This is a genomic window from Candidatus Pelagibacter bacterium nBUS_30 (assembly GCF_051201245.1).
In the GTDB taxonomy this organism is placed as follows: Bacteria; Pseudomonadota; Alphaproteobacteria; order Pelagibacterales; family Pelagibacteraceae; genus Pelagibacter.
The window spans coordinates 942,682-957,206 of sequence record NZ_CP172842.1 but is presented as its reverse complement, the minus strand read 5'-3'; the positions used below and the strand labels follow the sequence as shown (position 1 = coordinate 957,206).

16 protein-coding genes are annotated in these 14,525 nt (G+C 30.4%); 10 read left to right on the top strand and 6 right to left on the bottom strand.

What is annotated here, in order from left to right; translation table 11 throughout:
* Position 1 precedes the first annotated feature (1 nt).
* The 5 genes from ACIJYE_RS05210 to ACIJYE_RS05190 all read left to right on the top strand — a co-directional run bounded on the left by ACIJYE_RS05210 (position 2) and on the right by ACIJYE_RS05190 (position 5,904).
* Complete coding sequence (locus ACIJYE_RS05210) at positions 2-1,447, top strand: DUF1800 family protein (RefSeq protein ID WP_435089760.1); 1,446 nt, start codon at positions 2-4, stop codon at positions 1,445-1,447.
* Complete coding sequence (locus ACIJYE_RS05205; RefSeq protein WP_435089758.1) at positions 1,444-2,610, top strand: DUF1501 domain-containing protein; 1,167 nt, start codon at positions 1,444-1,446, stop codon at positions 2,608-2,610. Before ACIJYE_RS05210 ends, ACIJYE_RS05205 begins: the two co-directional genes overlap by 4 nt.
* 16 nt (positions 2,611-2,626) lie before the next feature.
* Positions 2,627-3,637, top strand: a complete 1,011-nt coding sequence (locus tag ACIJYE_RS05200; RefSeq protein WP_435089756.1) for a heparin lyase I family protein — start codon at positions 2,627-2,629, stop codon at positions 3,635-3,637.
* A 107-nt stretch (positions 3,638-3,744) separates the two neighbouring features.
* A complete protein-coding gene (locus ACIJYE_RS05195; RefSeq protein WP_435089754.1) occupies positions 3,745-4,887 on the top strand; it encodes a hypothetical protein in 1,143 nt (380 codons plus the stop codon).
* Positions 4,888-5,904: a hypothetical protein gene (locus ACIJYE_RS05190; RefSeq protein ID WP_435089752.1), complete on the top strand. Its 1,017-nt coding sequence runs from the start codon at positions 4,888-4,890 to the stop codon at positions 5,902-5,904. It begins immediately after the preceding gene.
* On the opposite strand, the gene ACIJYE_RS05185 is transcribed toward ACIJYE_RS05190, so the two are convergent.
* Positions 5,897-7,177, bottom strand: coding sequence for a Y-family DNA polymerase (locus tag ACIJYE_RS05185; protein ID WP_435089751.1), 1,281 nt, complete (start codon positions 7,175-7,177; stop codon positions 5,897-5,899). The genes ACIJYE_RS05190 and ACIJYE_RS05185 overlap by 8 nt on opposite strands.
* On the bottom strand, positions 7,155-7,550 hold the full coding sequence (locus tag ACIJYE_RS05180) for a translesion error-prone DNA polymerase V autoproteolytic subunit (RefSeq protein WP_023648087.1): 396 nt from the start codon (positions 7,548-7,550) through the stop codon (positions 7,155-7,157). Before ACIJYE_RS05180 ends, ACIJYE_RS05185 begins: the two co-directional genes overlap by 23 nt.
* Before the next feature lie 171 nt (positions 7,551-7,721).
* Between ACIJYE_RS05180 and ACIJYE_RS05175 the strand changes: the two genes are divergently transcribed.
* Genes ACIJYE_RS05175 through ACIJYE_RS05160 form a run of 4 tightly spaced genes read left to right on the top strand, consistent with a single transcriptional unit; the run spans position 7,722 to position 10,526 of the window.
* Complete coding sequence (locus tag ACIJYE_RS05175; RefSeq protein ID WP_435089750.1) at positions 7,722-7,919, top strand: hypothetical protein; 198 nt, start codon at positions 7,722-7,724, stop codon at positions 7,917-7,919.
* Between the two features lie 14 nt (positions 7,920-7,933).
* The gene (locus ACIJYE_RS05170) at positions 7,934-8,299 is read left to right on the top strand and encodes a GFA family protein (protein ID WP_435089748.1); all 366 of its coding nucleotides are present in this window, start codon (positions 7,934-7,936) and stop codon (positions 8,297-8,299) included.
* An 8-nt stretch (positions 8,300-8,307) separates the two neighbouring features.
* Positions 8,308-9,237 (top strand): uridine kinase, encoded by a 930-nt coding sequence (locus tag ACIJYE_RS05165; protein WP_435089746.1) that lies wholly within the window; start codon positions 8,308-8,310, stop codon positions 9,235-9,237.
* Complete coding sequence (locus ACIJYE_RS05160; RefSeq protein WP_435089744.1) at positions 9,234-10,526, top strand: TolC family outer membrane protein; 1,293 nt, start codon at positions 9,234-9,236, stop codon at positions 10,524-10,526. Before ACIJYE_RS05165 ends, ACIJYE_RS05160 begins: the two co-directional genes overlap by 4 nt.
* Here ACIJYE_RS05160 and ACIJYE_RS05155 read toward each other — a convergent pair.
* The 4 genes from ACIJYE_RS05155 to ACIJYE_RS05140 form a co-directional block, all read right to left on the bottom strand.
* Positions 10,519-10,704, bottom strand: a complete 186-nt coding sequence (locus tag ACIJYE_RS05155) for a hypothetical protein (protein ID WP_435089743.1) — start codon at positions 10,702-10,704, stop codon at positions 10,519-10,521. The genes ACIJYE_RS05160 and ACIJYE_RS05155 overlap by 8 nt on opposite strands.
* A gap of 49 nt (positions 10,705-10,753) precedes the next feature.
* Positions 10,754-11,449, bottom strand: a complete 696-nt coding sequence (locus tag ACIJYE_RS05150; RefSeq protein WP_435089742.1) for a hypothetical protein — start codon at positions 11,447-11,449, stop codon at positions 10,754-10,756.
* Positions 11,449-11,838 carry a hypothetical protein gene (locus ACIJYE_RS05145; protein WP_435089741.1) on the bottom strand — a complete coding sequence of 130 codons (390 nt, stop codon included), beginning with the start codon at positions 11,836-11,838 and terminating at the stop codon, positions 11,449-11,451. Before ACIJYE_RS05145 ends, ACIJYE_RS05150 begins: the two co-directional genes overlap by 1 nt.
* A 169-nt stretch (positions 11,839-12,007) precedes the next feature.
* Positions 12,008-13,078: a hypothetical protein gene (locus ACIJYE_RS05140; RefSeq protein WP_435089740.1), complete on the bottom strand. Its 1,071-nt coding sequence runs from the start codon at positions 13,076-13,078 to the stop codon at positions 12,008-12,010.
* 248 nt (positions 13,079-13,326) lie between these two features.
* Between ACIJYE_RS05140 and recA the strand changes: the two genes are divergently transcribed.
* A complete protein-coding gene (gene recA, locus ACIJYE_RS05135; RefSeq protein ID WP_435089738.1) occupies positions 13,327-14,475 on the top strand; it encodes a recombinase RecA in 1,149 nt (382 codons plus the stop codon).
* Positions 14,476-14,525 lie beyond the last annotated feature (50 nt).

Here is a 14,525-nt window from a genome sequence, read left to right as displayed (position 1 = left end):
GATGAAAAACTTTTTTAGAAAAGTAGCTTTTGGTCTAAAACCTGAAGAGAAAACACCATCAGATCCTTTAACTTGGGCTCAAAAACAAGTTGAAACAATTCCTGAATTAAATTGGAAGGGTAAACATATTTACTCAGAAAAAGAAATGAGAAAATATTGGATTACGCAAAGAGTTGAAGAAAATACAACTCTTAGAAAAAAATATAAAAATGATCCAAAAGGTCTTGAAATAGCTGAACGTCAACTTGAAAATGATACAGGTGGAAAATTTTGGAAAAATTATGAATTAAGCATAAGACATGCAGAGGGAGTTAGAAGCAATCATCCTGTGCTTGCAAAACTTTGGTATTTTTGGGGCAATCATTTCACAATAAGCAAGACACAAAGATTACATCAATATTCAACTGCGGCTTATCAAAGAGAGTTTCTAAGAGACAACATGGATAAAACTTTTGAAACAATGGTTTATGAAGGAACGATCGCATGGCCAATGATAATGCATTTAGATAATAAAGATAATATTGGGCCCAAATCAGAAAGTGCCAGACAAGAGTGGAGAAGAAAAGAAAAAAGACCCGCAACACTGAATGAAAATCATGCAAGAGAATTAATGGAACTTCATACAATATCTCCAGAAGCAGGATACACTCAAGAGGATGTTCAAGAACTTGCAAAAATTATGACTGGATGGAGACCTAAATGGACAAAAAAATCTGATCAAGGAACAGATGTAAGATTCATGTCTGAACGTCATGAACCGGGAAAAAAAAATGTTCTTGGTAAAACATATAAAAGAGGAAGAAAAAGTTTAAAAATTGTAATTAAAGATTTAGTAAACCATCCTTCATGTAGAGAGTTTATCGCAACAAAACTTTGTAGGTATTTGATAACGGATCATCCTACAAAACAAATGATTGCCCCAATTATTAAAGCATGGGAACAATCAGATGGACATCTACCAGAAGTCCACAAAGCTGCAATCAAAGTAACATTTGAATATAATGATAAATATAAAAAATTTCAAAATCCTGAAAATTGGTGGTTGCAAACAATTAATATGTCAGGAGCTACTTATGCATATCCAATACCTGAAAAAAGAATGGATACATATAAATTGGGTAATATTTTGAGAGAAGACCTAAGAGAACCTGATTGGATGTTAGAAGATCTAGGATATCATCCATATCTAGCACAACAACCAAATGGATATTCAGATTTTTCAAGTGATTGGATGTCTACTGAATTAATTATTAGAAGACTACTTTATGCCAAAAAAGCATTTCATAGATACAATTCAGAAGATCAGGTAGATCAATATATTCATGAAAAAATTATTCATAATAATTTTGATAACCCTGATAAAATTCTAAAAATATTATCAAAAGCTAAAAGTAATGAGGAAAAGCATATGATTTTATTCAATTTACCTGAGGTATTAAGAGCATGAAGATAACAAGAAGAGATTTTTTAAAAGGTACAGCTACAACATTATTTTTAGCTGGATTTAATCTTCCAGCATTAGCCTCATCATCAAGAAAAAAGAATTTAGTAGTAATTATGTTACGTGGAGGCATGGATGGTCTTTGTGCAGTTCCAGTAATTGGAGATAAAAATTTCGAGAAAAGAAGAAAAAGTATTTTAATTGAAAATGCTATTAAACTTAATTCTGATTTTGCATTACATCCAAGATTAATAGGATTTAATAAGTGTTGGAATGATAATACAGGATCAATAGTTCATGCAGCTAGTATTCCTTATACCCAAAGGTCACATTTTGAAGGTCAAAATTTAATGGAGTCAGGTGGAAGAACACCTTACCAAGAAAAAACAGGTTGGGTTGGAAGAGCCATGAAACTTGCTAATCTCCAAGGTGATGGATTAGCTTTATCTTTACCAATGCCATTATTACTAAGAGGTATTCCAAAAAATAATAATTATTTCCCCGGAAGAGGTAGGTTGCCTCGAGAACGTACATTGGAACTTTTAAGATCTGTTTATGCAGAAAGCTCTGAAGACGAGCTTTTAGAAATGATGAATTATATAAAAAAAAGAAAAGATGAAGAAATGATGGGTGGTACCATGAGGCGCGGTAAAAGAGAAAATAAAAATCTTGCAAGACAAGCAGCTAAATACTTAAGAAAATCAGATGGTCCACGAGTTGCTGTATTTGAAGTGAATGGTTTTGATACTCACGCAGCCCAAGGAGGAGTAGATGGATCTCATACAAAATCTTTAGTTGAAATGGATGAAATTATTAATAATCTGAAGGATAATCTTCAAGAGGCTTACAAAGATACAATTATTTTAACCGTTACAGAGTTTGGAAGAACCATAAAACAAAACGGTGGAAATGGAACTGAGCATGGCTATGGAACAGCAATATTTATGGCAGGGGGTCTGTTAAAGAAAAGCCAAGTTCACACTGACTGGCCAGGGTTAAAAAGAAAAGAGCTTTATGATGGAAGAGATCTAAATGCAACAATTGATGCAAGATCTGTTTATGCATCAGCAATGTCGACTGTATTTGATTTAGATTTCAAACGTATCCAAAAAGATGTGTTCTGGGGTGAAGATTTACAAAATCTTTCAGACAAGCTGTTTAAAGCTTAATAAACAATCATTAAAAATGAAAAAATTTCTAATTATTTTACTATCTATATTTTTAATTCCATTATTTTCTTATGCTGAAAAATACAAGTGGCATACCAACATGAAGAAGCAAGAGAAAAAAGATTTTAGTCGTTACGTATTAAAAGCACAGTCAAAAAATAAAATGGTTTTTAATACTAGAAATGCTCCTAATGAAAATGGTCTTTACAAATTTTTTGATAAATTGGAAGATCATATGGGTGTTGCTGAGCAAGGAATTGAATTTAATTTAAAGTATGCCAACAAAGGACATAAACATGATTGGAATAGATGGGGTAAACCAGGTCACGCTCAGAGATTTCAAATTATGGAACCTTACAAACATACTACAAAAAAAGGTAAAACTAAGTGGTATAGAGTAGGCTACTTTGTTCCAAAAGATATAAGAACAGATGAGCATACTATTTCTTTGTTTGATTTTAAAAAACTTTATGGCAAAGGTGAACGGACACATGATGCTTCATTAAATATAGTAAAAAATAATTTTACTTGGTCTTTCAATTCACCAAATTATGGTTCTAAAAAAAATGAAACTGGAGGAGAATATTATTATTTTGATAGTTATACTGTAGTCCTTGATCCTGATTTTTCTCCATTAAAAGGTAAGTGGGTTAATATTTTAATAAATGCAAAATGGGCCAAAAAAGGTTTTTTACATTTTTGGATAGACGGTAAATTAAGAACAAGTTACTTTGGTGATACAATGGTAGGTGCATCAAGTGTGAGATTTAAGTTTGGGCCTTATAGACATCATATGGATGAAGCTACTGATGCTGGACTAAAAATACCTGATACAGTTATTCGATACTCAAATGTGGGCAAAGCAGATAGTTGTGATGATTTATGGAGTGGGTGTTCTGACATAATAAGTCAATTAACCGACAAATCTCAAGTACATGGTGCAAAAAATGTTGCATTATGTGGAGGAGTGCCAGGAAAGTCATTTTGTAGGAATTTAAATTATTCACAAAATCAAAGACCCTTTTAAATTCTCTATTGAATTTTAAGTTAAAAAAAATTAATATTTAATTTCAAAGTCTGGTTGTGCTGACTTTTAAATCAAGGGACAACAATTTTAAAAAAAGGGCACGATCTATGAAAAAAATCATAATACTTACTTTTTTATTAATATTTTCAACTTCAGCTTACGCAAATAAAAATAAAAATACTTGGGATTATCCACTTAGAGATTATGAAGGTTGGGTAGTTAAAGGATCAGAAAATCACTACAAGTTTAAATCAAATCTAAGACAAGATAAAAATGTTTTAAAAGAATTTAAAAATAATAAAAACACTGGAATTATTAGTTACTTACTATTTGAAAATGATCAAATAGTGATTGATGAGTCTGACATACCATATTCAGTTCAAGGAGATAAGATTATTGATGGTATGTTACCATCGCACTCAATGGGTAAAAGCTTGGTTTCTTATGTAACAGGGCATGCCATTTGTGAGGGTTATATTGATAACATAAATGTCAGGTTAAATGATTGGCCTTTAATTAAAGACACGCTCTATGAAGACTCAGTATTGCTTGATCTTTTAAATATGAAGGGTGGGGATCAAAAATGGGTAGGTGAAAGAAGAAATGTTGGATCTGACAATAGGATCAAAGGTTTAAAAAAAGAAGAAAATGTAAATGTTATTGGTCTAGTTAAGGTAATGAACAAATATTTAAGAGGTACGGAAAAAAGTAAATTAATTTATAATTATAGTGCTCTGACCACAAATGTGATTATGAATTACGTTAAATTCAAAGCTGGCGATGATTGGGACAAATTATTGCATAAAGTATTTAATGAACACGTTGGAGTTAAAAATAATGTTCAATTTCAGAAATCTAGAAAATATTTAAAATATGAAGATTTTGTTTCTGCAAGATATTCTTTTTATGCAAATAGATATGATTACTTAAGAATTGCTAAAACAATGATGGATGATTGGCATAATGATACTTGTGCTGGTAAATATTTAAAAACTATTTATGAAAATAGAGTTAAAAAGAAAGACAATACTAAGCATGCAACTGATGTCGGTCTTTATACAAAATCATATGGTGGTCAAATCCATTTAGACATTTTTGGAATCGATAAGAAAAGAAAAATTTTAGGATTGAGTGGATTTGCAGGTCAGCAAATATTAATCGATCTAGATAATAAAAGAATAATAGTAGTTAGTTCATTATATAGAAACTATAATTGGAAAAAGATTGTCCACTCAGTAATTAAAGGTTAAATGAAAAAAATTATTTTTTTTAATATCTTAATTCTTTTAATTTTTTCACTTAAATTTTCTTATTCTGAATCAAGATTTGGTGAATTAACAGAAATGCGAGATGAAAGAATGAGAGGAAAAGAAGGTCAATGGGTAAGACCACATCCAGGACCTTTTGTATGGAATAAAATTGAAAGGAAACAAGGAAGTTATTCCTGGGATGAAGCTGATGCGCAAGTTATTTATGCTCAAGAACATAATCAAACAATCATAGCAACCATTTGGCCATATTCTAATTGGGAACAAAAATCTTGTAAAAGAAAAAAAGCAAGAAGTCCTTTTGGCAAACATTTTTCAAAGTATTTAAGTAAGCCTTGCTCAATGGATGATTATGAAACTTTTCTTTTAGCATTAGTAGATCGTTATGATGGAGATGGTAATAATGATATGCAAGGTTTAACTAAGCCAATTATATATTGGGAGATAATGAATGAACCTGAATTTAAAATGTTCTTTAAAGGAAATAAAGATGAATTTATAGAAATCTTTAATTTTTCTTCAAAAATTATTAAAGATAAACAAAAAGATTCTATAATAGTTATGGCAGGTGCTGCCGGAATGTTTCCAGAAAATAAAAAATTTTGGAAATATGCTTTACCAAAAATAAAAGACAATTTTGATATTGCTAATATTCATCATATAAGCACTCCTGATGGAAAATGTGATAAAGAGCTTTGGGTAGATGAGTTTGCAGCCTTATTAAAAAGTGTAGATGTTGATAAACCTATTTGGTTAACAGAAGCCATGACCTGTGGCCCCCCAGTAAAAGCTTGGATAAATGCATTTTTAAACGGAGCAGATGTTATTGTTGATGTTGGTATTAATGCACCAGGTAAGAAGATGAGTAAAAAGGGAAGAAAAAATTTAAATGAATTTATTTATAATTATGATGGTTTTTCATCTCTAAAACGTGTCTCAAAAACAGAAGTAGAATTTCAATATAAAGACGGTTCTACTAAGGCTTTTAAACTTAATTAGCCCTAATCGTTGGTAAACAATAAAAATCAGCTGTATCAATTTTAGAAGAATACTCCCTTTTCATATTCCATCTTTTTTGAACCCCAGCACTTGCAACACTTAAAGTAGATCTTCCGTATCGATGATTAGTGTTATCAATAGACCTCATTAAACTGTTTATCTTCTCATCTTTTTCAGATGAAAACAGGTTAGTTTTATCGTTGGCATTTGAAAGTCCTGTGAGCATGATACCTGCTTTTTGATATTGATAACCATTTTTGAAAATTGTTTCCAAAATTGTTACTGCAGTTTTAACTATCTCAATACTGTTGTTTGTTGCGATTGGAAAATCAATTGTTTTTGCATTCGAGTAATATCCATAGTTTCTTTGAAATGGACTGGTTCTAACAAATACTGTGATTGCTTTTGCAACTAGCGACTCTGATCTTATTTTTTCAGATGCATTTAAACAATAATTTGCAACTGCTTCTTTTAATTCTTGAAATCTTTCAACTCTTTTTCCAAATGATCTTGAGACAACACAGCTTTTTCTTTTTGAAGTTGTGGTTTCTAAATTAATACAAGGAATACCTTTAAGTTCCATTGCAGTTCTGGAGCTTAAAACATTAGAAGATTTTTTAATCCAGCTGTTAGATTTATTCTTAAGTTGCTTTGCGTTATAGACACCATGTTTTTGATAAAATTTTGTTAATTGTTTACCAACACCCCACACATCATTAATTTCAATTTTTTCAAGCACAGGATCTAAGTTATCAATTCCAATTAAGCTAGTAACTCCTGATTGCTTTTTCTTTGCAATTTGATTTGCAATTTTACTCAAGGTTTTTGTTTTAGCAATTCCAATACTAGTGGGGATCCCAGTCCATTGTAAAACTGTTTCCCTAATCTCTTTTCCAATTTTTTCTACATCTTGATCTGGAAAATTTGATAAATCTAAGAATGCCTCGTCAATAGAATAAATTTCCATATCTGAATTAAATCTTTTAAGAGTTCGCATTACCCTTCTAGATAAATCTCCATATAAAGAATAATTAGACGAGAAAACTTCAACTTTATTTTTAATGATAATATCTTTTGCTTTAAAATAGGGTTCACCCATTTTAATTCCCAAAGCTTTTGCTTCAGTAGATCTTGAGATGATACAACCATCATTGTTAGATAAAACCACAACAGGTTTTCTTCTTATTTTAGGATTAAATAATCTTTCACAAGAAACATAAAAAGAATTACAATCAACTAATGCTATTTTTTTAGTACGTAGAATGGATGACATAAGTTACAACTCCCCAGATAAAAATATCTTGTTCTTCGTTAATTAAAATTCTGTCAGTAAACTCCTTAGATCCTGACGTTAAAAATTTCTTATCTCTTTCTTGAACTAAACTTTTAACCACAAGTTCGTCATGAACATTAGCAATTACTGTTGAAAAGTTTTTTGGTTTTAAACTTTTATCGACAACCAATAAATCTCCATCATTAATTCCAACATCGACCATTGATTTACCTTGCACTCTAATGATGAAAGTTGCTGGAACATTTTTTATTAAATGCATATTGAGATCAATATCTTCTTCGATATAATCGGTTGCAGGGGATGGAAAACCAGCGCCTGCTTTATGCAGATAATAAGGGATTGTTAGTTTCATGTTCTTGTTTTGTTCTACTTTATAGACTATTTATACAATACACTCAAGAGGTTGTATTTTGAGTCTGTAACTGAATCAAAAGTGAATCAAAACGTGAACATCCAAAACCACATTTTGTGCTATTGTGGATAACTCCAACCACTAGTAGTTTAAATTTAGGAAAATAGATTAATGATTTGTATTAAAGCTGAAATACCAAAAGAGTTAAACGATATAGAAGATGAGTTAAAAGCTATTTATCATAGCAAAGAAACAGTTTGTTTTTATATATTCAAAACAAGAGAATTGAGAAATGAATTTATAGAAAAAACTAAAGGGATGAACAAAGGTAGTAGAGAACAAGTTTATAAAGAGTATCAATTAAATTAAGTTAGGAAAATTATATGAAATTAAATTGTCATTGTGGAGCTGTCGAAGCTGAAATTAGTCCATCAATTAATGAGTTAGCAAAAATAGTAAAATGTAATTGCTCAATTTGTAAAAGAAAAAATGCAACTATGGGTATGGTTAAAAATGAAGATTTTAAAGTTACTAAGGGAGAAGATAAATTAAAGCTTTATCAGTATCATACAAAAGTTGCTAATCACTATTTTTGTACTGAATGCGGAATATACACTCATCACAATCCCAGAAGCAATCCTGCTATGACTGGTTTTAATTTAGGTTGTGTCGATGAAGTGAATGTTGAAGATTTAAAAGAAGTAGCTTCCTTTGATGGACTGAATCATCCAATGGATCAGAAAAAATAATAAGCTCAATGAAAGTTGCCGAAGAGTGTTTTAATAAAGTTAAGAAAGATTGTTTTAAATTTATTAAATCACAGGAAACCCCTACAGAAAAGTTTAGCAACAAAAATGGAATGCTTAAAACATTTTTAATTCCAATGTGTTTTTGGATTGCAAAAAAAGCAAATAATAAAAAACCTTATATTGTTGGTTTAGCAGGTGGTCAAGGAACTGGCAAAACAACAATAAGTTCAATTGTAAAAATTATATTAGAAAAATATTTTAAACTTAAAGTATTTAAAATATCTATTGATGATTTCTATAAAACTCGAAAAGATAGATTAGATTTATCAAAAAAAGTTCATCCAATGCTTGCCACTAGAGGAGCGCCTGGAACCCATGATGTTCAATTGATGTTAAACTTTTTTAAAAAGGTAAAGAGTAAGAGCTTTAAAAAAATTGATTTACCAAATTTTAATAAAGCGGTGGATGACAGATTTCCTAAAAAGAATTGGTATAAAATAAAAGAACAACCCGATGTGATAATTTTTGAAGGTTGGTGTGTAGGGGCTAAAGCAGAAGAAAATAAAACTTTAAAAAAATCTATTAACTCACTTGAAAAAGCTAATGATCAAAAACTTATTTGGAGAAGTTATGTAAACCAGCTATTAAAGACAAAATACAAAAAATTATATTCCCAACTTAATTGCATGATTTATCTAAAGGCTAAAAACTTTAGTTTGCTCCAAAAATGGAGATTAAAACAGGAGCATAAACTTTGGCTTAAGACTAAAAAAACATCTAGTCACAAGATAATGAGCAAAGGAGATGTAATAAATTTTATGCAAACTTACCAAAGAATTACAGAGAATATGTTCAAAAAAATGCCTAAATATGCGTCTATTATTTTGAATTTAAACAGTAACCATCAAATAAAATCTGTTGTATATAAAACGAAATGAAAAAAATATTAATTCTGATTTGTTTACCATTATTTAACTTTAGTAACGTATCTGCTGTTACTTTGTATGATGCTCTTAATCAAACTTATCAAAATAACATTCAATTAAATGCTGAAAGAGAAAATTTAAAAGCCTCTGAGGAAGATATCAATATTTCAAAAGCAGATTACAAACCAACCCTGACTTTGAGCGGATCAAAAAGTAAAGAAAATACAAATAAACTTACAAATCAAAGTGGAGGTGATGCAACTATCACAGATGTTGATCCATTTACTACCTCTATTAAACTAGAACAATCAATTTTAGATTTTGGAAGAGGTTTAGAGCTTAAAAAAAGTATTACAGGTCTAGATTTAGCAAAAGCAAAATTAATTAAAAAAGAACAAGATGTTCTTCATAGTGCAATTGATATCTATTCTAGTTTGATCTTAGCAAGAGAAAAACATGACATTAACAAAAAAAACTTAAATCTTTTAATCAGACAAGTTGAAAATGATAAAATCAGATTAGACCGAGGGCAGATTACAATTACTGACCTTGCACAATCAGAATCTTCACTTGCAGGTGCTCAAGCACAATTCACTCAGGCTAAAAGTGATCTATTAATCGCCAAACTAACTTATGAAAATATAATTGGAAAAATAGCAGATCCAAAACAACTTAAGAAAAATTCAAACGCTATTGTGGATATTCCAGCAACATTAAATGAAGCTATTAATTTATCAAAACAGAATAATCCAGATATAAAAATTGCAAAATTTGATTTAGCTCAATCTGAAAAAGATTTAGCAATTTCAAAATCAGATTTAGCACCAACAGCATCTTTATCTTTAGAAAGATCTTATGCTGATGATGTTAGTTCAACAATTGATGAAAAAGAAAAAGATATTTTAAAAGCAACAGTTAGTTGGCCTTTTTATTCAGGTGGAAAGAAGAGATCAACAATCAACAAGAACTCTAATTTGACTACAAGAAAAAGGCTGTTACTAGACGATGCAGTAAGAACTAACGAAACTCATGTTGCAAGCGCATGGTCAAGTTTAGAATCTTCAGAAAGTTTTTTAAATTCTGTAAAAGCTCAAGTAAGAGCAGCTCAAATAGCAAACGATGGAATTGCTGCAGAGTACGAGAGGGGCTCAAGAACTACTCTTGATGTAATTCAATCAAATGCCTTATTGCTTGCAGCTCAAATCTCTTTAGCAAGTTCTGAAAAAAACTATCTAATGGCTCAGTATAATTTGTTAAAAGCTGTAGGACTTTTAAATAGCCAGTACCTAAAACTTAATTAGTTTCTATATTAATTTCTTTTCTAAAATAAAGCTTAACAAGTACTTTTGGATACTCACGCATGGGTTCATTATTTATTAAAAATAAATCCCAACCAGCATGCGCCATTTCATTAAGAAATGCATCCTCAGCCTTAGTAATCTTATCTAAGTCAAAAATTGTATAAATATATTTTTGCATAATTTATTCTAATTTAATTGGAGGAGTGCGCGCTTCCCCTCCAACATTTTTAGTTGTTACTTCTCCCGTTTTGATAGTTGTAAGGGGGAAGCTGACCTACATCTCTTAGATATTTTTGTAAGTGATAAGTTTCCCATGATTTTCTTTCATCATCTGAAAGATTATTCATTAAAGAATACCTTACCTCATCAAATGGAATATTATCCCTTTGATATTCTTTACATCTACGATGTAAGTTTCCTGTTTCACCTATCCTTTGTATGTTCTCACGAAACACAAGTTGATAGATACATTTAACATCAGGAAGATTGTCTACTTTCCTAGTTCTTGTTTCGAACTGAGGGGCAAGTGGAAAAAACCATGTGTTAATAGTCAAATCTTTTTCTAAAAAGATTCTTCTTTCACTTCGTTTTTTTCCAGCTAATAGTTTCGCTCTCGGTATCTGATTAAAAATAGTACCAGTAGCAGAAACCATACACCCATTAGATTTATGAACTCTTATAGGACAGTTTTCGTCACTTACAGGATCATTGTTAAACTCAACATAGACCCTTAGCGCTTCCTGTATATCAATACCATCCTCAACAGATAGATAACAATTCTGGTATTTATCTATATCAAGCTCTTCAACTGCACTTGCACTAAAGTAAATACCATTGTTTCTTATGGATACTGATGGTTGATCTAATAGAAAATGGGACATACGTCTCAATCTTCTAAGCTTAGTTTTTACTATTTCAGTCATTAATGTAACTCCTTTCTGCCTATATTTGTTGGTATTATTGCTGTAAAATTAACAATAACTTTACAGTCTGGATCAGGTTCGCCTTCCTCATCCAATACATCCATTATCATAGGTGGCTCGATAACAATTTCAGTTTCATCAATTCCACCCGCATAATCTTCAGCAACTAGATGCACTTTTTTTTGGAATGAATCGTAAGTTTTTGACCTCCAATTCATATTATTAATAACAACATCTTGATTAACAGCCATTGATTGCTGCATTAGAACTTTGTTATCAATTAATTTAATAGTACTTAACTCCTCAAAGATTGTACTACTGTTTTTTTTCTCATTGTTAGGTGTGTGCCCTTTTAATTTGGACACACCTTTCTTGTTAAGTAAAGTCATTTTTGACTCTCCTTTTATTAAGTGCTGTACAAAGTTAAGATTGTAAGATAATTATATCCTGTTCACACAATCTATTCTTAAGCTGTACTGTTTAATAAAAAAATTAATTCTCCAATTAATTTTTTTATCTATACACAATTTATTTGCTCTAAGAATTCTGTTTAAAAATTTAAAAAGACTCATCTTCATCCTTATAATTATTCATTTCTGCTAAATCTCTTCCATCTGGCTCATAACCAAAATCATCATTAGTAAAAGGCACCCTGTGATCAAAAGTTACTTTTGAAGTATCAATACCGTCAAAGTATTTAATTGATTCTTCAAAAGCTTGAATCTCATCATTTATCTCTGGATCTCCCCATTCAAATTGATTTTTTTCAAAATTATCCATCTTATGTTTTTTTAATAGCTGCTCTAATTTTTCTCTGTGCCAAAAATTTTCATAATTAAAATTCAAATCTTGTTCGTTATCTCTCTTAAAACAAAAAATAGTTATTACTTTGTCATAAACGCCATATTTGAATAAATCGTTATAAGGATGTGGATCTACAGCTTCAACTCCAAACTGTGCTAAATTAAAGTTTGCTGCATAGAGATTAACCCCTTGTGAGTTTAGGAATTTAAGAAATTCTCCAAAATCAGAAACAATATCTATTAAATCAAATTCTAAGTCTGCGTTATCATATTTCTCTCTTGCAATTTGATTTTTATTATTTAAATGTTTTTTTCCAAAATCACCAATCATTGAAACCATTCTTTTAACAACATCTTTTTCACTTGTATAAATAACACCTAATTCTCTCCAACTTGTTATATTAGAGCTATTGATTGTTAGAGGATAAAAAAATTTTCTTCTTGATGACTTTGTTATTAATTTAGAGACATCTTCAAAATGATTTACTTTATATAAATATACTTTTTGGTAATCATAAGTTTGAATTATTTTTTCAGCAGGTGATTTAGTTTTTTTATTAACAATTTTTTTTTTATTATTATCAAGTACAAGTTCGTCAATGTTTAATTTAATATTTTTTTTGTCGTAAAATTTTATTATATAATCTAAGTATTTTGGCTGGACATCATCTCCTTTTTCAATCCTTTGATATGTTCTTCTAGACATTGTGTAACCCAAGTCCTCTTTCATTCGTGATAAAAAATCTTCCTGCGAAAGGTTGTTGGTTTCCCTCAACTGTTTTATTTTCTTTGAATTTGGTTTTTTCTTTTTAACTATTTGAATCATATGCTCTATATAAGCATACGATTAGCGTCTGTCAAGGCTCTAATTTGCATACAACTTACATAAGAATTAGCTTATTTTCTATATCTTATAAGATCTTAAAACGACTAATGTTTGAATTATTATTAAAATTAATAGTTTTTTTATAGCTAATAGTGGTACTTAATTATAATGCTTGCAAATGAGAACAAAAGTAGTACATAATAATTATATGATTCGAGTGTTAATAATTAATAAAAAAAAGGCATTAAATGACAAAAAGTAATTTAAAGGTAGTTAAATCTACTAAAGACCAAGAAATGGATATTAAAGAAAAAAATAAAGCGCTAGATGCAGCAATAGCTCAAATTACCGATAATTTTGGAAAAGGTTCTGTAATGAAGCTTGGCCAAAGAAGAGCAATGGATATTGAGTCTGTATCTACAGGATCTTTAAGCCTTGATTTAGCATTAGGTATAGGCGGATTACCTAAAGGAAGAATTGTTGAAGTTTATGGACCAGAGTCTTCTGGAAAAACAACATTAGCATTACAAGTTGTTGCTGAAGCTCAAAAAGCAGGTGGAATTTGTGCATTTGTTGATGCAGAGCACGCTTTAGATCCAGTTTATGCAAAAAAATTAGGTGTGAATACAGAAGAGCTTTTAATTTCGCAACCAGATGCTGGTGAACAAGCTTTAGAAATAGCTGATACTCTTGTAAAATCAGGATCAATTTCAGTTATCGTAATAGACTCAGTTGCAGCTTTAACACCAAGAGCTGAAATTGAAGGTGAGATGGGAGACCATCATGTAGGTCTTCAATCTAGATTAATGAGTCAGGCTTTAAGAAAACTAACAAGTTCAATTTCAAATACAAACACAATGATGATTTTCATCAATCAAATTAGAATGAAAATTGGAGTTATGTTTGGAAGCCCTGAAACAACATCAGGTGGAAATGCATTAAAGTTTTACTCATCAGTTAGAATGGATATTAGAAGAATTGGTGCAATCAAAGATAAAGATGAAATTATTGGAAACTCAACAAGAGTTAAGGTAGTTAAAAACAAAGTAGCACCACCATTTAAAGTTGTTGAATTTGATTTAATGTATGGAAAAGGGATCAGTAAGATGGGAGAACTCGTTGATCTAGGTTCTAAAGCTGACATTATTGAAAAATCAGGAGCATGGTATGCTTACAAGGGTGAAAAAATAGGTCAAGGTAGAGAAAATGCTAAAACTTATCTTGCTCAAAATCCTAAAGTAGCTGCTGAAATAGAACTGTTAATAAGAGAAAAAGCAGGTGTAATTCAAAAAAAGATTGAAGGAAACCCTCTAGATCCAGAAAAAGCTGCAAAAGATCAAATAGAAGATCCAAAAGCAGAAGCTAAAGAGGAAGTAGTTCCTACTAAAAAAAATTAGTTAAAAGGTCATCTTTAATTATTAAAAGGCGCTTAAATTAAGCGCCTTTT